This window comes from Desulfobaculum bizertense DSM 18034 (assembly GCF_900167065.1).
Classification (GTDB): domain Bacteria; phylum Desulfobacterota; class Desulfovibrionia; order Desulfovibrionales; family Desulfovibrionaceae; genus Desulfobaculum; species Desulfobaculum bizertense.
The window spans coordinates 1-19296 of record NZ_FUYA01000015.1; the positions used below are offsets into that span (position 1 = coordinate 1).

Here is a 19296-nt window from a genome sequence, read left to right on the forward strand (position 1 = left end):
GCTCAAAAAATACGGCTGAATGGGATGAAAGCTTCGCTTTCCTCTCCATCAGCCGTATTTTTTGAGCTAGGGGAATTTCCCGAACGCGTGTTCTTTTGCCCTGTTCACCCGTTTTTCTTTTTGAACGCGAGCGTTCAAAAAGAAAATGGTGGCAACTCGCAGAAGAGAAAGACTTTCTTATCGCATTCTCACCCAAGTTTGAATTTCATTCACGCGAAGCGTGGAGGGAATTCAAACTCGATGAGGATACGTAAGGGAATCATTCCCTTACGCGGGGTCCGGGGCTGGCCCCGGTTTTCTCCCCTCCACCCATCCAAATTGTTCGACATAGAGACAGAGGGGTGAGAATAATTTATAAGAAAAGGAAGGAGGAAAGCTTATGCTTGAGAGATGCTTAGAGTTGCTTCGAAGTGGGACAATGGGAGTGCTGGCGACGAGTGACGGTGAGCAGCCGCATACGTCGCTCATGGGTTTCATTGCTGACGAGGACGGCCGACGGCTGTGGATGGTCAGCAGCAAGGATTCTCAGAAGTGGCTCAACATAGCGCAACGGCCAAGGGTAAGCTTCCTTGTGGACACGCGCGAGGAATGCCGTACCCGCGAGCGCTCAGGGCTAGAGGCGCTGACCGTTGAAGGGCACGTCACGCTCGTCGATGTCAGCAGCGATGAGGGACAAAGCGCAAAAGCTCGGCTCCTCAAACTCAACCCGTATCTCGAAGAATTTTTCAGCGAACCCGACTGCGTCCTCTTCTACCTCAAAATCCACACACTGCTCCTCCTCACTGGTATTAACACCCCATTTCACTTCGAATTTCAAAGCTAGAGGAGAAGCGCGGGGTGGGTGAGAATTACGAGACTCTGTCTCGTACTCTGCAAGGGGCGCAGTTTTATTGGGGCGCTGCCCCAAACCCTGCAAGGGGCGCTAGGGTGGGCGGGGACTCTGTCCCCGCACCTCTGCAAGGGGCGCTGCCCCTTGACCCCGCCCAAGGACGAGGCCCTTGGGAATCCCGATATCGCTCAAAAAATACGGCTGAATGGGATGAAAGCTTCGCTTTCCTCTCCATCAGCCGTATTTTTTGAGCTAGGGGAATTTCCCGAACGCGTGTTCTTCTGCCTTTTTCTGCCGCACTTATTCTCTTTGAACGCCAAAAGGCGTTCAAAGAGAATGGTGGCAACTCGCAGAAGAGAAAGACTTTCTTATCGCATTCTCACCCAAGTTTAAATTTCATTCACGCGAAGCGTGAAGGGAATTCAAACTCGATGAGGATACGTAAGGGAATCATTCCCTTACGCGGGGGTTTGGGGGCTGGCCCCCAACTTCCCCACCCACCCATCCAGCACTAACGTGCTGGGGCTGGCCCCGGTTCTCTCCCCTCCCGCCCATCCAGCACTACCGTGCTGGAGCAGGCCCCCAATCTTCTCCCACCACCTCACTATGCCCATCGCTCGACGGGCAAATCCTGATACGCGGCGAGGGCAAGCTTAAGACGCTCATGAGACACGGCGGCAGTGCCGATTTCGCCAACGACAATACCGGCGGCATAGTTGGCGAGGGCACAGGCAGTGAGGAGTTCCATACCTGAAGCGAGGGCGAGACCGAGGGTCGCAATGACGGTGTCACCGGCACCAGTCACATCAAAAACTTTCTTTGCAGCGGTGGGAATGCGCCGCACGCAATCCTGCCCCTCGAAAAGGGCCATACCGCCAGCACCGAGGGTAATGAGAAGATTCTTGTTGCTGAGCCGCTCAAAAATCGTGCGCCCAGCGCGGAGAATATCAGCCTGCGCAGTGGTAGCGGGAAAACCAGCACCTTCGCCAGCTTCCTTGGTGTTTGGTGTGAGAATGTCCACATTCCGATAGAGATGAAAATTCCGCACCTTGGGATCAACGAGAACCTTTGGCCGCTGATCGAGGGCGCTCAAACACCGCTCAAGCTCTGCCATAAAATGCTCTGTGATAAGGCCCTTGCCGTAGTCAGAGAGAATAATGACGGGCGAAGAGTCGGCCTCGACACGAAGAAACTCCATAACCTGAGAAAGGATTGCGGAAGAAATTTCATCGGGATTCTCCCAGTCGACACGAACAACCTGCTGATTCTGAGCAATGATGCGAGTTTTCTTGGTTGTTGGGCGAGAGGAGTCACAAATAAGATGCGACTCAATACCGTCAGAAGCGAGAAGATTCTGAAGCGTGTGCCCATCCTGATCGTTGCCACAGACACTAATAATGACGGGTTCACCGCCAAGGGTCTTAATGTTCCGGGCAACGTTACCTGCTCCACCGAGAACAAGACGCTCACTGTCCACGGCGACGACGGGGACGGGAGCTTCTGGGGAAATACGGTCAACGCCTCCGACGACATAATGGTCGAGAACGAGGTCGCCAACGATGAGAACTTTTTTTCCAATCATCTTGTCCAGGGCGTGAACGAGATCATTGGCATACAAGGTGGAACATGTATTCATGAGCGATAAAAATCCTGTAAAAAGTGAAAACTACGCTTCGAGAGAGACGTCGAGACCGAGGCGTTTCATGAGGGCGAGAAATTCCTCGCGGTCGCGATAACTCACAGTGAGACGACCCTGCTCCGTGTCGCCAGAGAGCTTAACCTTGAGACTCAGCGATTCCTGCAAACGAGAGTTGAGCTGCTTGATAACGGGCAGCGGCTCACAGCTTCTTTTCTTGGCAGCGCGAGGGTTTGCCTGCTCTGGCAGATGGCCAGTACGCTTAAAGTAGGCAGCAAGGGCTTCACACTCGCGAACGGAAAGAGCTTCATCAAGAATGCGCTGACGCAAAGCCTGCTGCGCAACGGGGTCTCCAATAGAGAGAAGCGAGCGACCATGCCCGGCACTGATGCGACAGGCGCGGATATCGTCCTGAATAGCCTGCGGAAGCTGAGTCAGGCGCAAAAGGTTTGCAATTGCGGGGCGGCTTTTCCCCATGCGATGGGCGATTTCTTCCTGCGTGAGGTCGAATTCTTCCTGCAGGCGCTTGAGACCAAGGGCCTGCTCCATCGGATTAAGGTCCTCACGCTGCAAATTTTCGATAAGCGCAATGGCAAGGCTTTCTTCATCAGAGAGAGGCTTAATAATAGCGGGGAGTTCGCTGAGTCCTGCAATCTGCGAAGCGCGCCAGCGCCGTTCACCGGCGACGAGTTCGTAAAGTTGCTCCGCACTGTGCAGAGGGCGGATAAGAACAGGCTGAAGCACGCCATTTTCTTTAATAGAACTTGCGAGTTCCTGGAGAGCATCCTGTTCAAAAGTTCTGCGTGGCTGGTGGACGTTGGCAGAAATTTTCGTAATAGGGACGAGCACGACTTCTGGAGTGCCCGGGTTTTCCTGAAATCCTGAGAGCAGGGCATCGAGTCCACGACCGAGGCCTCTTTGATGAGCCGCCATTTTGCTACTCCTTGACATTGCTGTTATTTCCAATTCTTCTTTGAAGCAGTCGGTACAGTACCGGTCTGCACACCAATGGAGGAACAATGTCCCGTCTGAAAAAGAATCTCAAATTTTTATTCGACGCCGAGGGCGAGAGCCAGGGCGTCTGGATGAGTGCGGAGCTTTGGAACAAGCTTGATGAAATTATTTCTCCGGAGCTCGACAAGATATTCCCTGAGGAAGCCAAGGAGCCGGAGCAGCTTCCTGAGCCACTCAAAGACTGGGAAGCTCTCAAGACGACCTGGGATCTAAGTTACCCAATAGACGGCACAGTTCACTGTGATCACTGTGGATCTTCTACCGAAGACTGGGAGCAGGACGAGCCGCGCAAGTTTCGTCTGAAAGCGGCGAATCTTGGTGGTCTTGTTCGTTTTGAGTGCCAGAGCTGCCACGCGCTTGTATCCAAAAAGCACTTTAAGGATAAAGTTGTTTTTGAATGCACGCCACCGAAAAACGCATAAACCGGGAGCCGAAGAGGCTCGTCGTCAAAAGACTGAAAAGCTCCTCGCAACAGCGGGGAGCTTTTTTTATGCCTGAGCGTGTCGAGAGACGATTTCCCGTGCGAGTTGCAAATATGCTTCGGCACCTTTGGAATGTATGTCATACCCGAGCACGGGTTTTCCAAAGCTCGGTGCTTCTGAGAGTCGAATATTTCGCGGAATAATTGTTTCGAGCAGGTGCTGGGGAAAAGTTTTTCTAATGTCGTTTTTAACCTGTCTCGAGAGTCTGTTCCGACCGTCATACATAGTGAGGAGAACGCCAAGGAGTCGGATATCAGGATTGAGCCGACGGCGGACGAGTCCATAGGTCTGGAGCAGGCGGGCAATGCCTTCGAGGGCGAAATATTCACATTGGAGAGGCACAAGGACTTCTTCGCCAAGGCACATTGCGTTGAGCGTGAGGAGTCCGAGTGACGGGGGGCAGTCGACGACGACGAAATCGTAGTCATCGCGTAAGGGCATGATAGCGTCACGCAGGAAGTATTCCCGAGCGGGCTTGCTGACGAGTTCGAGTTCTGCGGCAACGAGGTCCTGAGACGAAGGGATAATGCTCAGGAACGACATTGATGTCGAATGTACAGCTTCGGCAGAGCAGGAAGGGTCAGAGAGAACGTGATACGAACTGAGTCGGGTATCTTCGGGATAGACACCGAGTCCGCTGGAAGCGTTGGCCTGAGGGTCGAGGTCCACGACAAGGACCTTTTTTTCCATCACGGCAAGGCTTGCAGCAAGGTTTATAGACGTCGTGGTCTTGCCGACACCACCCTTCTGGTTGGCGACGATAATTATGCGCGACACGTGAAAGCGTACCTCCCCCGATGTTTCACGGGAAACGTCCCCCAAAGGGACTTACAGGCTGAACATGCGGTGACAGTAGTCTTTTGCTGCATCCAGAGATTCAACGATGACAATAGATTCCTGGAGATCGTCTTCTTTGAGGACCTGCAGGAATTTTTCCGCAAGGTGGGCAAAATCTTCTGCCTCTGCTGCCCACTCCTCAGAAGCCTGCATGTGCAGCAGGCGGCACAGGCGTACGAATTCCTGCGCGTCTTTGAGTTCAGGCTGTTCTCCGTGATTCGTCTTGTCGAGAATTCTCTCGAACACTTCGTCCATGTTCCCTTTAAGAGTCTGGAAATCCATTTTTTTGAGCCTCAAAATAAAGCTTGGTGATTACAAACGGGGTCCTCCCATAGTGTTACGGGAGGACCCACTTGTGTGTCAATTCAGATTAGGCCTTGTAATAGTCTCTGTACCACTTCACAAAGTTTGCGATGCCATCTTCAATTGAAGTGTTAGGACGAAAATCAACATCTTCAATCAAGTCATCGACATTTGCGAAGGTCGCAGGAACATCACCCGGCTGCATGTCCATGTAGTTCTTTTCTGCCTTTTTGCCAAGGCAATCTTCAAGTACTTCAATGTACTTGCTCAGCTCAACAACATTGTTGTTACCAATGTTGTAGACCTTGAATGGTGCGCAGGAGCTGCCCGGATCGGGTGCGGCGCCTGTCCAGTCTGGGTTCGGAGCTGCGGTGTGCTTGGTCACGCGGACAACACCCTCGACAATGTCGTCGATGTAGGTGAAGTCACGACGCATCTTGCCGTGGTTAAAGACATTGATCGGCTTGCCCTCAAGAATAGCCTTGGTGAAGAGGAACAGCGCCATGTCCGGACGGCCCCATGGTCCATACACTGTGAAGAACCGAAGTCCTGTGCACGGCAGACCGTAAAGGTAAGAATACGTATGAGCCATCAGCTCGTTGGACTTTTTGGTCGCAGCGTAAAGGCTGATGGGATGGTCAACGTTGTCATGCACGCTGAACGGCATCGTGGTATTCAGACCGTACACGGAACTGGAGGACGCAAAGGTAAAGTGCTTCACATCATTGTGGCGGCAGCCTTCCAGCAGGTGAAGAAAACCAACAACGTTGGAATCAACGTATGCCTTGGGATTCTCAATGGAATAGCGAACGCCAGCCTGAGCTGCGAGGTTGATGACGTGAGTGAACTTCTCACGTGCAAAAAGCTCTGCAATACCCTTCTCGTCCTCGAGGTCCATCTTCACAAACGTGAAGTTCGGGTCATCCTGAAAACGTGCAAGACGTGCTTTTTTCAGGTCCACGGAGTAGTAGTCGTTCAGGTTATCAAGGCCGACAACGGTATGCCCTTCACTCAGGAAGCGCATGCTCAGGTGCGAACCGATAAACCCGGCGGCACCAGTCACAAGAATTTTCATAAACTGTTTCTCGCCTGTTTTTCGATAATTATATGCCGAGTGTGGGCAAAATGCCCAGCCCCATTATTCACCGCTTCCGGTTTCACGGGAAACACTCTCTGCTCGGCTCTATGCATCGCCAGAGCGCTTGGGAGACTTCCAGTTCTGTGCGAAAAAATCAAGTGGGATTGGAAGCACCGTTGCGTTTGAACTTTCTGAGGCCATCTCGCGCATCGTCTGCAAATAGCGAAGCTGCATCGCTTCCGGATGCTGACCAATAATCGCAGCCGCCTCAGCAAGCTTCGTCGATGCCTGGAACTCACCCTCTGCATTGATGATCTTTGCGCGACGCTCACGCTCTGCCTCGGCCTGCTTCGCCATTGCCCGCTGCATCTCCTGCGGCAAATCAATGTATTTCAGCTCAACCGTGCCAACCTTGATGCCCCACGGGTCCGTGTGTTCATCAAGTATCGACTGAATCTCACTGTTCACCTTCTCTCGGTGCGTCAGCAACTCGTCCAGCTCTACACCACCGCACACACTTCGCAGTGTCGTCTGTGCAAGCTGTGACGTCGCAAACAAATAATCCTCAACATCGATGATAGCCTTCACCGGATCTGTGACCCTCAGGTACACAACCGCGTTTACCTTCACGCTCACGTTATCACGCGTGATGACATCCTGATTCGGAACGTCCAGCGTCAGCGTCCGAAGTCCAACCTTCACCATCTTATCAATCACCGGGAACAACAAAATAAGTCCCGGTCCCTTGGCTCCTATCACTCGGCCAAGTCGGAAAACAACTCCTCGCTCGTACTCGTTGAGCACGCGCACAGACATTGCCAACAAAATAAATATCAAAACAAGTATTGGGGCAAAACCTAACATCTTATTCTCCTTTTCTCTCGGATTCCTCTTCCGATTCGTCTTCTGTCCGTTTTACTGTGAGGGTCAGGCCGTCCACCTGCACAACCTCAATCTTCTCTCCAACTTCAAGCTTCGTTCCGTCCTCAGACCGGACCTTCCACAGCTCACCGTAAATAAACGCCTGCCCGTATTCTCCTTCAAAGCGCCGTACTGTCCCCCGGCGACCCAGCAGAGAATTTTCCCCCTGCTTCGGACGTCGTATCTGGGAACGCGCAACAAGGTACACGCCGCAGAATGCAAGCACGCCTACACCGATCACCGTCGGAAGTATCGTCCCGTAACCAAGACCCTGAAAACCAAACTCTTGCTGGAAAAGTATCGTCGAACCAAAGAATATGCTGACCAGTGCAGCCACCGTCAGCAATCCAAAGCTCGTTACAAAAATTTCGAGTATGAACAGCACCAGCGCCAGCAGTATCAGCGCCACGCCCGCAACATTGGTCGGCAGTATCGACAGCGCATACAGCGCCAGCACAAGGCATATTCCACCAAAAACGCCCGGGAATATCGCCCCCGGTGTCGTCATCTCAAAGAATATCCCCGCAATCCCCGCAAGCAGCAGCAAATAGGCAACCTGTGGATCAAGCAGCCACGACAGCAGTGCGTGACGAAGGCTTGCCTTATATTCCAAAATCTCCACCTGCTTTGGGTCAAAGCGGATTGTCCCGCCTTCAAAAGCAATCCCCTTCTCTCCGACCTCTTGCAGAAACGCCTCTTCCGTCGGCGAAACGTATTCCACAACCCGCTGCTTTTGCGCCTCGACTCCAGAGATGCTCACCGCATCCGTTACCGCGCTCTCGTACCATTTCGCGTTTCTTCCACGCTCCTTACTCACTCCGCGAACAAGACTCAGCATGTCGTTTTGAACCTTTTTCGCCATCGTCTTATCGACATCACCACCGCTAACATTAACCGGACTTGCAGCGCCTATCGTCGCTGTCGCCGACATGCCCGCCGCGTGCGACGCCGCAACAATAAAAACTCCCGCGGAAGCTGCACGCGCTCCCGCAGGGCCAACCCACACCAGCACAGGTACGTCCGCGTTCAGTATCGTCTGCGTCATCTCACGCATGCTTTGGCCAAGCCCCCCCGGTGTATTCAGCCGTATCAGCAGCGCATCAGCACGCTTCTCTCCCGCCTTCGTCAGCGCCTCCTTCAGCAGATCACGCTGCGCAGGATTTATCGTCCCCTCTACCTCCACCCGGAGCACGCGGAACGGTCCCTCACGTTGTACGTCCGCTCTCGACACTCCCGGAAGCAGCAGCATCAGGATTCCTAGCAATACCAGTACTCGCTTCATCTCAGCCTCCACAATGTCTTATTCTATCACAGCTTCTGGATCTTTTCATGACTCTATCAGCTCATCCCCCGTTTAGCGAGATATGATGGGCTTCATCGCTGGCCAAGGGCAAAGATTGGGTGGTGGGGGCGCGGGGCGGGTGGGTGTTGTTTTGTGTTGTTTTATTGGGACTCCGTCCCAAGCCCTGCAAGGGGCGCTGCCCCTTGACCCCGCCCAAGGACGAGGCCCTTGGGAATCCCGCTTTCGCCCGAAATAAAAGGGGACCGAAATGTGATGAGAGCTACGCTCTCCTCTCCATTTCGGTCCCCTTTTTTTCGGCCTAATTAACTGGGCGCGTGTTCTTTTTCTTTGCGCCTCAACCCTTTCTTTTTGAACGCTCGCGTTCAAAAAGAAAATGGTGGCAACTCAGGGGAAAGAGAAAGAGGCTCTCGACGCTAGCCCCATTAAGTTTAAAAGCCGTGCAAGCGAAGCTTGCACGGCTTTTAAACTCGATGAGGATACGTAAGGGAATCATTCCCTTACGCGGGGTCCGGGGCCTGGCCCCGGTTCTCTCCCCTCCCGCCCATCCAGCACTAACGTGCTGGGCAGGCCCCGGTTCTTCCACCCATAATATTGCTATGAATGGGCATATTGAGAGAGGGCGTTCCAGACGATGCACTTGTCGGCCTTGTTCCCGGCGAGCATGGTGCCGGGGCCGGGGAGCACAAAGATTTCGACACCGCCCTTCATGCGGCGAGAGACGGAGAACTCGTGACCGGGGAAGAGAGCCTGAAAGGCTTTGTTCCCAAAACAGAAGACCGTCCGAGCCTGAGCTTCGCGCACGCCTTTCCAAAAGTTCCCGGGATGCGGGAGGAGGAAACCGTTGTGCTGCGCGGAGAGGGGCCAAAAGGTAATCGTGCCAGCGGGCCACTTGAGATGGTGAATAATATTGGAAAAAAGCTGCCGTCGTTCTGCGCTGGGAGTTGGGCCGAAGTCGTCGCCAAGCTCCCAGTATGTCCAAACGGTGCGCGAGGGAACGTGCAGACGCTTCCGAAACTCATCCCATGGGAAGAGCGGCCCACCGTCCTGAGGGGGAGCGGGCCGTGGTGCGGGCTTGCGAGGTTCCTTGTTCTTGAGAAACTGCGGAACCTGCCCGGGCTTGAGCTGCGAATTGTCGTGATGCGCGCGCTGAACCTTTGGGGGCCGATGAAAGGATTTCTTTGCAGTTTCACGGGAAACATGAGGCGCGGGCTGAGCCGCAGGAGCGGGCGCAACCGAAGACGCGGGGGCCTCTGCTGCACACTGCGCAGCCGGAAAGGCATCGCGAAAAACGAGACGAAGCCCGGCGTCATGCCACGGGCGAAATTTCTCAGAAATTCCTAGAGATCGAGCATCCAATCCCAAATCCTCCATGCAATGTCTGGCTTGGGCTGAGCGTCATGCCGCTCAACTTTGCCAGAGGCACCACACATGACAACAGCGTTTGTAGCAGAGCCAAACCCGGAGTCGGCGCGAGAAATATCGTTACCAACAATCAGATCAAGATTCTTGCGCTTGAGCTTACCCTCTGCATACTGCTGCACATCGGCAGTCTCGGCGGCAAAACCGATAAGCCGCTGATGCGAAGCCTTGGCTTCACCAAGAGAACGCAGGATGTCGGGCGTGCAGTTGAAATGCAAATCAAGACCAGCCGATTTGCCAGTTTTTTTAAACTTCTGATCGCCATACGGCTCTGGACAAAAATCTGCGACGGCGGCGGTAAGACAGCCAATGTCCATAGATGCCCAGTGCTCGTGCACCGCATCATACATCTGCTGCGCAGAACTCACGTCAACGCGGTTGATGCTGGAAGGGAGATAAATCCCGTGTACCGGGCCACAGATGGCTGTCACATCCGCACCACGAAGCCACGCGGCAAGGGCAACAGAGGCACCCATCGTGCCGGAAGAAGGATTCGTCCAAAAACGAACCGCATCAAAAGCCTCGCGAGTGGGGCCAAGCGTCACAAGAACATTCTGACCTGCCATGTCCTGCGGGCTGAGAGCGCGCAAAATGTGGAGATAAATTTCCTCAATGGCGGGGAAACGGCCTTTGCCTGTGTCGCCACAGGCCATAAGCCCACCACACGGCTCAATGCCAGTAACATTGGCGCGAGACTTGAGCTTAGCCCAGTTCTCCTGCGTTGCCGGAGCATTCCACATGCGCGGATTCATCGCAGGAGCTAAAATAATGGGACAGTCCGCGGCCAAAAGCTGACAGGATAACATGTCGTCAGCAATGCCATGCGCGGCTTTGGCAAGAATGTTCGCAGTGGCGGGAGCGACACAAAATGCGTCGGCGTCCTGCCCCGGCTCCAGATGCCCAAAAATTCCCTCGTCTGTGTTGTCCATGCTGGAAAACACAGGAAGAGCGCCAAGCGCCTCAAAAGTGAGAGGCGTAATAAAACGCTGGGCCCCGCCTGTCAGCGTGGCCCCTGCGTTCATACCAGATTTAAGAATTGCCCGAAGCAGCTCAACGGATTTGTACACGGCAACACTGCCGGATAATCCGAGATGAACCCGCTTCCCTCGAAAATGAGAAAAAGCAAAATGAGGATGCATAATTTCGTTCCTAGTTATCGAGATTCTCCTCAAGCGGAGAGCGCCCCTTGCTGCTCACGGGAGCAGGAGAGTACCCGCCGTCCTGACGGGGGGCTACAATAATCTCGACAACCGTGTCAAAAGTGCCATCAAGAATATTGACGATGCAGTCGCGATCTGGCTTTTCAAAAACCATAATCGTCCGGTTATATTTCATTTTGCTGCGCAGATGCCAGTTATCCCGGATCATGTTACGCTCAAAGAAATTGGCTGCATCAACAGCATTAACGCGGCCTTTGTATGTTACCATACCGGTTTTGAATGCCGGGGTCTCCATCACAAAAGACTGCTTGCGTACGAATTCAAATTCGTTTGGAATCAAAATATCATCAAACTCCTGATAGGAGCTTGCGGCCTTGGGCTGTTCGACCTGAGCAACAGGCTGATCGGCGTTGTGCGGCTGTAATGCAGACTGACACGAACACAGTGACAGCAAGGAAACCATTGCCAGGATGACAAGAAAAGTTCTATGCATGGTGCCTCCAGAGAATCGGTGATGACATGTATTTTTTATTTTCAGTAGCCTGTTTTGGCCGGGTACACACTAACCGAGCGCGCGCCAAACATCAATCAGCGCTCCCGCATTCCACATTGTGAACTCGCCACAGCTACCGCTTCGCGCTACCGCACGAGGCGCTCTTTTTTTTTACGTTAATGACACGAAGAAACAAGGGGTTCATCCCTTTTTTAGGATAAAAGCCATGAAAGAAATTCCAGCAGATTTTCGACTTTCCTCATATTCTTTTGAATTGCCAGAGGACCAGATTGCCCAGCAGCCAGCCGAGCAGCGTGATGCATCGCGCCTGCTGGTGCTGAACAGGGAAGATGATTCCATCACCCTGACCAATTTTTCTGAGATTGTGGATTACCTTCCGGACAACGCGGTTGTGGTTGCCAACAACTCCAAGGTACTCCCCGCCCGAATTTATGGGCACAAGCCTTCCGGTGGCAAAGTTGAATTTCTGCTGCTGACGCCGCTTCCGCTGGTCATGGAAAACAAACAGAGCAGTGAAGATGGATGGCACAGCGCCGACGTTGTTGGTCTGCTCCGCGCATCCAAGGCCCCAAAGCCCGGCCTGCGCGTTGAGTTCACCGACGAGTTCTTCCTCGAAGTTCTGGAACGCCGCGACTTTGGACACAGCTCCGTACGCCTCTCGTGGAAGGGCGATCTCGGAACATTATTTAAGGACTTGGGCCACTACCCTCTTCCACCCTACATTCGCCGCCCCGATACTCCGGAGGATGCCAAGCGCTATCAGACGGTCTACGCAGAAGACGAAAAACTCGGTTCCGTGGCTGCACCGACCGCTGGCCTGCATTTTACCCCGGAAGTCCGCGAAAAGCTCAAAGCAAAAGGCATCGAATGGAAAGAGGTTACTCTTTACGTCGGCTACGGGACATTCAGCCCGGTACGCAGTGAGGACATTCGCGAGCATAAAATGCATGGTGAATACATCGAAGTACCCGAAGACACTGCAGAAGCTATCCGTCGAGCTAAGGCAGAAGGTCGCCCTGTCTTTGGCATTGGCACCACAAGTGTGCGCTCACTCGAAGGCGCTTTTGCCGCTACAGGTAAAATTTGCGCATATTCCGGATGGACAGATATATTTATCTACCCAGGATATACTTTTAACGTTGTGGACAAGATGCTTACGAATTTTCATTTGCCAGAATCATCTCTAATTATTATGATTTCTGCACTCGCCAATAGGGATACCATTCTCAAAGCGTATGCAACCGCGCTCGAGAACAAATTTCGTTTCTTCTCCTATGGCGATGCCATGCTCATTCTTTAGCCACTTTTGGGGATCTGTGGCAACGAGACCATGAGCATGCGCTTTACGACCAGTGTGTCAAACTACATAGGAGCTGCTTATGTCTCGTATAGAAATTCGGGACGAGCGGTGCAAAGGCTGTTTACTTTGCACCACCGTCTGCCCGAAAGAGATCCTGCAGCAATCCGAACGGTTTAACGCACAGGGATACAAGGTCGTCGAAGTCCCTTCAGACAAAATGAAGGAGTGCATCGCATGCTCTTCCTGTGCCAAAATATGCCCGGATTTCTGCATCACTGTGTATAAAACCCCGTCTGTAAAGGCTGGAGGTCAGTCTCATGTCTAAGTCACTGTCCTCAAAGCTCTTTATCAAGGGGAATGAAGCTGTCGCCCGTGGCGCTCTCGCTGCGGACTGCCGCTGCTTTTTCGGCTATCCAATCACTCCACAGAATGAAATCCCAGAATTTCTCTCTGCCGCCCTTCCCGATGCTGGCGGTCAGTTCGTTCAGGCAGAAAGTGAAGTCGCCGCAGCAAACATGCTGCTCGGCGCTGCTGCCTGCGGCATTCGTGCCCTGACCTCGTCCTCCAGCCCCGGTATCTCCCTCAAGCAGGAAGCTCTCTCCTACATGGCAGGAAGCCAGCTCCCCGCTGTTGTCGTCAACATGAACAGAGGAGGCCCGGGCCTCGGTGACATTGGTCCGAGTCAGGGCGACTATTATCAGTCCACCCGCGGTGGCGGTCATGGCGACTATCGCCTGCTCGTCCTCGCTCCCGCTACTGGTCAGGAAGCCTACGACCTCACCGTCGAAGCCTTTGACCTCGCCTTTAAGTACAAGAACCCCGTTCTTATCCTTGGCGACGCCATCCTCGGCCAGATGAAAGAGCCTGTTGACTGCTGGACCCCAGAGTCTCACAACAACTACTCGGCTCCAGAATGGCAGCTTGATGGTGCTGACGGTCGCGAACCCCGACTGCTCAAGTCTCTGTATTTGCAGGAAGGTGAGCTTGCTGCTCACAACGAACTCTTGCAAAACAAATATGACGCGATGCGTCAGGAAGTTCGCTACGAATCCTTTATGTGTGATGACGCCGAACTCGTCGTCGTTGCCTTTGGCTCCATTGGCCGCATCGTCAAAAGCACGGTGCGAAGCCTGCGCGCAAAAGGCCACAAAGTCGGCCTGTTCCGCCCCATTACCCTCTATCCGTTCCCGTCCGAAGCCCTCGCCTCGCTCGCTGAGCAGGGCAAGCGCTTCCTGACTATTGAACACAACCTCGGCCAGATGGTCGACGATGTGCGGCTCGCCGTCCGGAAACATGCAGACTCCGACTTCTACGCCCAGATGCCCGGTACCCTGCCCAATCCCGACGACTTCGAACAGCCGATCTGTGAACGTTTGGGAGGGAAATAGCATGGATTCTCAGGAAAAGGTCGTCTTTTCACCGTCAAAAGTCCTCGTTGACCGCCCCACGCATTACTGCCCCGGCTGTCAGCATGGCACCACGCACCGCATCGTTGCAGAATGTCTCGAAGAAATGGGACTCGCTGAAAATGCCATCTGCATCGCTTCCATCGGTTGCTCTGTCTTTATTTACAATTATCTGAACGTCGACTCCGTCGAAGCGCCTCATGGTCGCGCACCAGCTGTTGCCACCGGAGCAAAGCGCGCTCGTCCAGACAAATTTGTCTTCGCCTATCAGGGGGATGGAGACCTCGCCTCTATCGGTCTTGCTGAAATCATGCACGCCGCAAACAGAGGTGAAAAACTCTCCATCATCTTTGTGAACAACACCGTCTACGGCATGACTGGCGGGCAGATGGCTCCAACAACTATGGTTGGACAGCGCACGACCACCAGCCCCAGAGGCAGGAATCCCGAGAATGAGGGCATGCCCATCAGGATGACTGAAATCATCGCCGGTCTCGGTGGTACTGCGTATGCCGCACGCGTCGCCGTCAACAACGTCGCAAACATTGCCAAAGCAAAACGCGCCGTTAAAAAAGCATTCGAAGTGCAGCAAAAAGGCCTCGGCTTTGGATTCGTGGAGTTCCTCTCCACCTGTCCAACAAACTGGAAAATGTCGCCCATTGAAGCCAACAAGCGTATCGAAACGGAAATGATTCCGTACTTCCCGCTCGGCGTCTACACTGACAAAACCAAAGCCTAAGGAGCCTTTTCATGCTGTATCAGGATGTTATCATGGCCGGCTTTGGCGGTCAGGGCGTTATGCTCATCGGCAACTTGCTCGCCTATGCAGGTATGCATCACGGCTTTAACGTGACCTACATCCCTGTCTATGGTCCAGAAATGCGCGGCGGTACTGCTAACTGTACTGTCGTTATTGCAGAAGAAGAAATCGGCTCGCCCATCATTCGCTCCCCTCGGAATCTTATTTCCATGAACCGCCCCTCTCTCGACAAGTTTCAGGGACGACTTCAGGACAATGGTGTGCAAATCGTTAACTCTTCGCTCATCGACATGGAACTCGCAGACTCCACTCGCCTGCGCTCCATCGCCGTCCCCTGCAACGACATCGCAGACTCCATCGGCTCCGTCAGAATGGCGAACATGGTTGCTCTCGGCGCCTTTATTCAGGCGACTCAGGTGCTCCCACTCTCCGTCGTCCAGAGCGCTCTCGAGCACGTTATCTCAAAAAGAAACGCGCACCTCATCCCCGCCAACGCCAAAGCACTCCAGGCTGGCGCTGACATTGTCGCGAATGTATAAATTATAATAAATAATTACGAGACTCTGTCTCGTGCTCTGCAAGGGGCGCTGCCCCTTGACCCCGCCCAAGGACGAGGCCCTTGGGAATCCCGATTTCGCCCGAAATTAAAGGGGCCGGATGTGTGAAAGCCGTTGGCTTTCCCCTACATCCGGCCCCTTTTTTTCGGCCTAGTTAACTGGGCGTGTGTTCTTTTTCTTTGCGCCTCAACCCCTTCTTTTTGAACGCTCGCGTTCAAAAAGAAAATAGTGGCGAACACACGAGAAGGAGAAAGAGGCTCTCGACGTTATGCCCATTAAGTTTAAAAGCCGTGCAAGCGAAGCTTGCACGGCTTTTAAACTCGATGAGGATACGTAAGGGAATCATTCCCTTACGCGGGGTCCGGGGCCTGGCCCCGGTTCTCTCCCCTCCCACCCATCCAGCCCTCACGGGCTGGGGCTGGCCCCCAACTTCCCCCACCCGCCCATCCAGCCTTTTCAGGCTGGGCCTGGTCCCGGTTCTCTCCCCAATTTGCTACTCAGCTAACGCATCAATACGAATGCGCAGGGCCTGAGGGTTTGGGTACCGGCCTTTGAGGGAAAGAAAGAGTTTCCGAGCGTCGGCGACTTTGCCTTGCTCGAGGGCGATTTCTGCGAGGAGGTAAACGGCCTGCACTTCGAGAGCGGCGGGGATGTTTTCCTGCGCGAGAAGGTCGTCAAGGGAGTGCGAGGCTTCTTTGTAATTCCGGAGCAAAAAATAGACTTGAGCAAGCTTGTACTGAACGCGGAGCTTGTCCTCTGGGCTGGGAGCGAGAGCTGTGTTCTGGGCGAGCACGTCCCGCATGAGGGCGTAACGCTGCTGCCGCTGAAAAATGGAATACAGTTCCTGCACAGCCTGCCACTGCTGGGCGCGGGAAAAGGCGGGGTCATCGAGGATTTTCTGCCATGCTTCAATGGCGGCCTTGTTGTCCTGTACCTGAGTCAGAATCTCGGCACGCTTCCACGAGAGTTCCGCAACACGCTGGGGCGAGCTGGCAAATTCAAGAAGCATGGTGTCGACAATGGGCAAGGCCTTTTGAGGCTGGCTGCGAATATCGAGACAAATGGAAAGAAGGCGGGACCAAGCGCGCCAACGCTCGGTCCCCCCGGATTCAGTCTGAATGTAGGACTGATAAAGCTCTTGCGCCTCGAGATAGTTGCCGTGGGCATAGGCTCTGTTCGCAGCGGCGAGAGAATCGCCATCCTGCGGAGAGCAGCCCAAAAGACAGACGATGAGAGCGCAAGAAAGGAAGAAAGACCTAGTCTTCATTCTTCCGAGCTTCTTCAATCTGACGATCACGAACGAGATCGAAACCAGCGACACTGCCTTCGTCGTTCATGCTCACGAGACGAACGCCCTGCGTTGCACGACCAACCTTGCGGATTTCGCCAGCATTCATGCGGATAACCTTGTTTTCGGTCGTCAGCATGATGATGTCATCCTCAAGATCAACCATGATAGCGCCAAGAAGGGCACCGGTCTTGTGGGTGGTCTTCATCGTGATGATACCTTTGCCGCCACGAGTCTGGAGACGGTAGAGGTCCAGACTGGACCGCTTTCCATAGCCTTTCTCAGAAACGGTAAGAATATCCTTGGATTCTTCTGGGGTCACAACAACGCCGGAAACAACTTCGTCACCATCGCGAAGGGCGATGCCCTTCACGCCTGCGGTGCCACGACCCATGGGGCGAGCATCCTGCATGCGGAAGCGGATGGAATAGCCATCCTTGGTAACGAGGACCATTTCGTCGTCATTGGACACATCAACAACCTGCAGGAGGTCATCGTCTTCGCGAACGTTCACGGCAATGATGCCAGTGGAACGGCAGTTGGTGTACAGCTGCTGCATGGTGCGCTTGACCATACCCTTCTTGGTCACGAAGAGGAATGCGCGATCAGCCATGAAGTCACGGACACACAGTGCTGCGGTGACGTACTCGTCTTTCTCAAGCTGGAGCAGGTTGGCAATGTGCATGCCCTTTGCTGTGCGGCTTCCCTCTGGGATCTGATGAACCTTGAGACGATGCATCTTGCCACGGTTAGTGAAGAGCAAGAGATACTGATGGTTCGAGGTCACGAGGAAGTTCAGGATAAAGTCGCCGTCCGAGGTATGAACGCCAAAGATACCCTTGCCGCCACGACGCTGGGCGGAGTAATTTTCGAGATCTGTCCGCTTGATGTAGCCACGGCGGGACAGAGTAATAACAACTTCGTTGTCAGGAATGAGATCTTCAATGTCGATGCCGCTCAGGTCGCGATCATCAATCTCACTGCGGCGCGGTGTGGCATATGAAGACTTCAAGTCCTCAATTTCCTCACGAATAACGCCGAGCAGAACCGATTCGTTTTCAAGAATGCTCTTGAAGTACGCAATCTTTTCGAGAAGAGCATTGTACTCATCAATGAGCTTTTCCTGCTCAAGGTTGGTCAAACGCTGGAGGCGCATGTCCAAAATTGCCTGACTCTGTACATCGTCGAGACCAAAACGCTCACCAAGGGCAGTCTTTGCGTCCTGAGGCGTTTTGGAAGCCTTGATGATCTGCACGACCTCGTCAATGTTGTCGAGAGCGATGCGCAGGCCCTTCAGAATGTGGGCACGAGCTTCGGCCTTGGCAAGGTCAAAGCGGGTGCGGCGAATAATGACTTCGCGACGATGAGACAGGAAGTGCTGAAGAATTCCCTTGAGGGTCAACAGCTGCGGACGATTGTCCACGACGGCCATCATGTTGTAGCCAAAAGAGGTCTCAAGAGCGGTGTACTTGTAGAGCGTGTTGATAACAATGCTCGGAATCACGCCACGCTTGAGGTCGATGACAATGCGAATACCCTTGCGGTCAGATTCATCGCGCAGATCGCTAATGCCTTCGAGGCGCTTTTCGTGAACAAGCATGGCAATCTTTTCAACAAGATTTGCCTTGTTCACAGCATACGGAATCTCGGTCACAACGATGGACTCAAGATTCTTGCCGCGCTCTTCCACGTGCAGCTTGCCGCGAATTTTCACGGAGCCACGACCTGTGGTGTATGCCTCGGTCAGGCCACGCCCAACGTAGACAGTGCCACCGGTGGGGAAGTCAGGACCTTTCACAAAAGCCATCAGATCCTGCGAAGAAGCGGCAGGCTCACGAAGCATATGTAAAAGGGCGTCACACAGCTCACCAAGGTTGTGCGGCGGAATATTCGTAGCCATACCAACGGCGATACCAGAAGAACCATTCAGAAGGAGGTTTGGCACCTTTGTGGGCAAGACCTCTGGTTCTTTCAGAGAGTTGTCGTAGTTGGGACGGAAATCAACGGTGTTTTTCTCGATGTCGGAGAGGAACTCCCCAGCCAGTCGAGACATACGGGCTTCGGTGTAACGCATTGCAGCAGCGGAGTCGCCGTCAATGGAACCGAAGTTACCCTGTCCATCCACGAGCGGATCGCGCATGGAGAATTCCTGTGCCATACGGACCAAGGCGTCATAAACGGCAGAATCACCATGCGGGTGATATTTACCGATGACGTCACCGACGACACGAGCGGACTTTTTATAGGCACGGTTGTAGGTATTTCCGAGTTCACTCTGCGCATACAAAATACGGCGGTGAACCGGCTTTAAACCGTCTCGAACATCTGGAATGGCTCGGCCAATAATGACCGACAGGGAATATTCCAGATACGATTTCTGGATTTCCTGTTCAATACTGATCGTAGGATTTTCCACGCTTCTCCCTCGCTGGATTGCCGGGCCAGTGTGCCCGGGCGGGGATTGATTCGGCAGGGAACGCAGCAACGCA

General features: G+C 53.6%; 20 protein-coding genes. 8 read left to right on the top strand and 12 right to left on the bottom strand.

What is annotated here, in order from left to right:
- Both B5D23_RS15255 and B5D23_RS14365 read left to right on the top strand, forming a co-directional pair.
- On the top strand, positions 1-345 hold a 345-nt coding region (locus B5D23_RS15255), incomplete at its 5' end, for a hypothetical protein (RefSeq protein ID WP_234985108.1).
- A 34-nt stretch (positions 346-379) separates the two neighbouring features.
- Positions 380-823: a pyridoxamine 5'-phosphate oxidase family protein gene (locus B5D23_RS14365; RefSeq protein ID WP_078686152.1), complete on the top strand. Its 444-nt coding sequence runs from the start codon at positions 380-382 to the stop codon at positions 821-823.
- A gap of 610 nt (positions 824-1433) precedes the next feature.
- Here B5D23_RS14365 and rfaE1 read toward each other — a convergent pair.
- Both rfaE1 and B5D23_RS14380 read right to left on the bottom strand, forming a co-directional pair.
- Positions 1434-2465 carry a D-glycero-beta-D-manno-heptose-7-phosphate kinase gene (gene rfaE1, locus B5D23_RS14375; RefSeq protein WP_078686154.1) on the bottom strand — a complete coding sequence of 344 codons (1032 nt, stop codon included), beginning with the start codon at positions 2463-2465 and terminating at the stop codon, positions 1434-1436.
- 30 nt (positions 2466-2495) lie between these two features.
- Positions 2496-3398, bottom strand: coding sequence for a ParB/RepB/Spo0J family partition protein (locus tag B5D23_RS14380; RefSeq protein WP_078686155.1), 903 nt, complete (start codon positions 3396-3398; stop codon positions 2496-2498).
- 86 nt (positions 3399-3484) lie between these two features.
- Here B5D23_RS14380 and B5D23_RS14385 point away from each other — a divergent pair, with 86 nt between their 5' ends.
- The gene (locus B5D23_RS14385) at positions 3485-3901 is read left to right on the top strand and encodes a hypothetical protein (RefSeq protein ID WP_078686156.1); all 417 of its coding nucleotides are present in this window, start codon (positions 3485-3487) and stop codon (positions 3899-3901) included.
- A 66-nt stretch (positions 3902-3967) separates the two neighbouring features.
- Here B5D23_RS14385 and B5D23_RS14390 read toward each other — a convergent pair whose 3' ends face one another.
- From B5D23_RS14390 to B5D23_RS14425, 8 genes are all read right to left on the bottom strand, one after another.
- On the bottom strand, positions 3968-4738 hold the full coding sequence (locus B5D23_RS14390) for a ParA family protein (RefSeq protein WP_078686157.1): 771 nt from the start codon (positions 4736-4738) through the stop codon (positions 3968-3970).
- Positions 4739-4789: 51 nt separating this feature from the next.
- On the bottom strand, positions 4790-5080 hold the full coding sequence (locus B5D23_RS14395) for a GAK system XXXCH domain-containing protein (RefSeq protein WP_078686158.1): 291 nt from the start codon (positions 5078-5080) through the stop codon (positions 4790-4792).
- An 88-nt stretch (positions 5081-5168) separates the two neighbouring features.
- Complete coding sequence (locus B5D23_RS14400) at positions 5169-6176, bottom strand: NAD-dependent epimerase (protein WP_078686159.1); 1008 nt, start codon at positions 6174-6176, stop codon at positions 5169-5171.
- Positions 6177-6284: 108 nt separating this feature from the next.
- Positions 6285-7043 carry a slipin family protein gene (locus B5D23_RS14405; protein WP_078686160.1) on the bottom strand — a complete coding sequence of 253 codons (759 nt, stop codon included), beginning with the start codon at positions 7041-7043 and terminating at the stop codon, positions 6285-6287.
- Between the two features lies 1 nt (position 7044).
- The gene (locus B5D23_RS14410) at positions 7045-8382 is read right to left on the bottom strand and encodes an NfeD family protein (protein ID WP_233813299.1); all 1338 of its coding nucleotides are present in this window, start codon (positions 8380-8382) and stop codon (positions 7045-7047) included.
- Positions 8383-8997: 615 nt separating this feature from the next.
- Positions 8998-9759 (bottom strand): hypothetical protein, encoded by a 762-nt coding sequence (locus B5D23_RS14415; protein ID WP_078686161.1) that lies wholly within the window; start codon positions 9757-9759, stop codon positions 8998-9000.
- Positions 9741-10961, bottom strand: a complete 1221-nt coding sequence (coaBC, locus tag B5D23_RS14420; protein ID WP_078686162.1) for a bifunctional phosphopantothenoylcysteine decarboxylase/phosphopantothenate--cysteine ligase CoaBC — start codon at positions 10959-10961, stop codon at positions 9741-9743. The genes B5D23_RS14415 and coaBC overlap by 19 nt, the downstream gene beginning before the upstream one ends.
- Before the next feature lie 10 nt (positions 10962-10971).
- A complete protein-coding gene (locus tag B5D23_RS14425; protein WP_078686163.1) occupies positions 10972-11475 on the bottom strand; it encodes a hypothetical protein in 504 nt (167 codons plus the stop codon).
- Between the two features lie 226 nt (positions 11476-11701).
- On the opposite strand from B5D23_RS14425, the gene queA reads away from it, so the two are divergent.
- The 5 genes from queA (at position 11702) to B5D23_RS14450 (ending at position 15501) form a co-directional block, all read left to right on the top strand.
- On the top strand, positions 11702-12796 hold the full coding sequence (gene queA / locus B5D23_RS14430; RefSeq protein WP_078686164.1) for a tRNA preQ1(34) S-adenosylmethionine ribosyltransferase-isomerase QueA: 1095 nt from the start codon (positions 11702-11704) through the stop codon (positions 12794-12796).
- Positions 12797-12875: 79 nt separating this feature from the next.
- Positions 12876-13121: a 4Fe-4S dicluster domain-containing protein gene (locus B5D23_RS14435; protein WP_078686165.1), complete on the top strand. Its 246-nt coding sequence runs from the start codon at positions 12876-12878 to the stop codon at positions 13119-13121.
- Entirely contained in the window at positions 13114-14184 is a 1071-nt protein-coding gene (locus B5D23_RS14440; protein ID WP_078686166.1) for a 3-methyl-2-oxobutanoate dehydrogenase subunit VorB, read from the top strand. The genes B5D23_RS14435 and B5D23_RS14440 overlap by 8 nt, the downstream gene beginning before the upstream one ends.
- A 1-nt stretch (position 14185) precedes the next feature.
- Complete coding sequence (locus B5D23_RS14445; protein ID WP_078686167.1) at positions 14186-14941, top strand: thiamine pyrophosphate-dependent enzyme; 756 nt, start codon at positions 14186-14188, stop codon at positions 14939-14941.
- Between the two features lie 11 nt (positions 14942-14952).
- Complete coding sequence (locus B5D23_RS14450) at positions 14953-15501, top strand: 2-oxoacid:ferredoxin oxidoreductase subunit gamma family protein (RefSeq protein ID WP_078686168.1); 549 nt, start codon at positions 14953-14955, stop codon at positions 15499-15501.
- Positions 15502-16012: 511 nt separating this feature from the next.
- On the opposite strand, the gene B5D23_RS14455 is transcribed toward B5D23_RS14450, so the two are convergent.
- Positions 16013-16786, bottom strand: coding sequence for a tetratricopeptide repeat protein (locus tag B5D23_RS14455; RefSeq protein WP_078686169.1), 774 nt, complete (start codon positions 16784-16786; stop codon positions 16013-16015).
- Entirely contained in the window at positions 16776-19223 is a 2448-nt protein-coding gene (gene gyrA / locus B5D23_RS14460) for a DNA gyrase subunit A (protein WP_200803681.1), read from the bottom strand. Before gyrA ends, B5D23_RS14455 begins: the two co-directional genes overlap by 11 nt.
- Between the last annotated feature and the right edge of the window lie 73 nt (positions 19224-19296).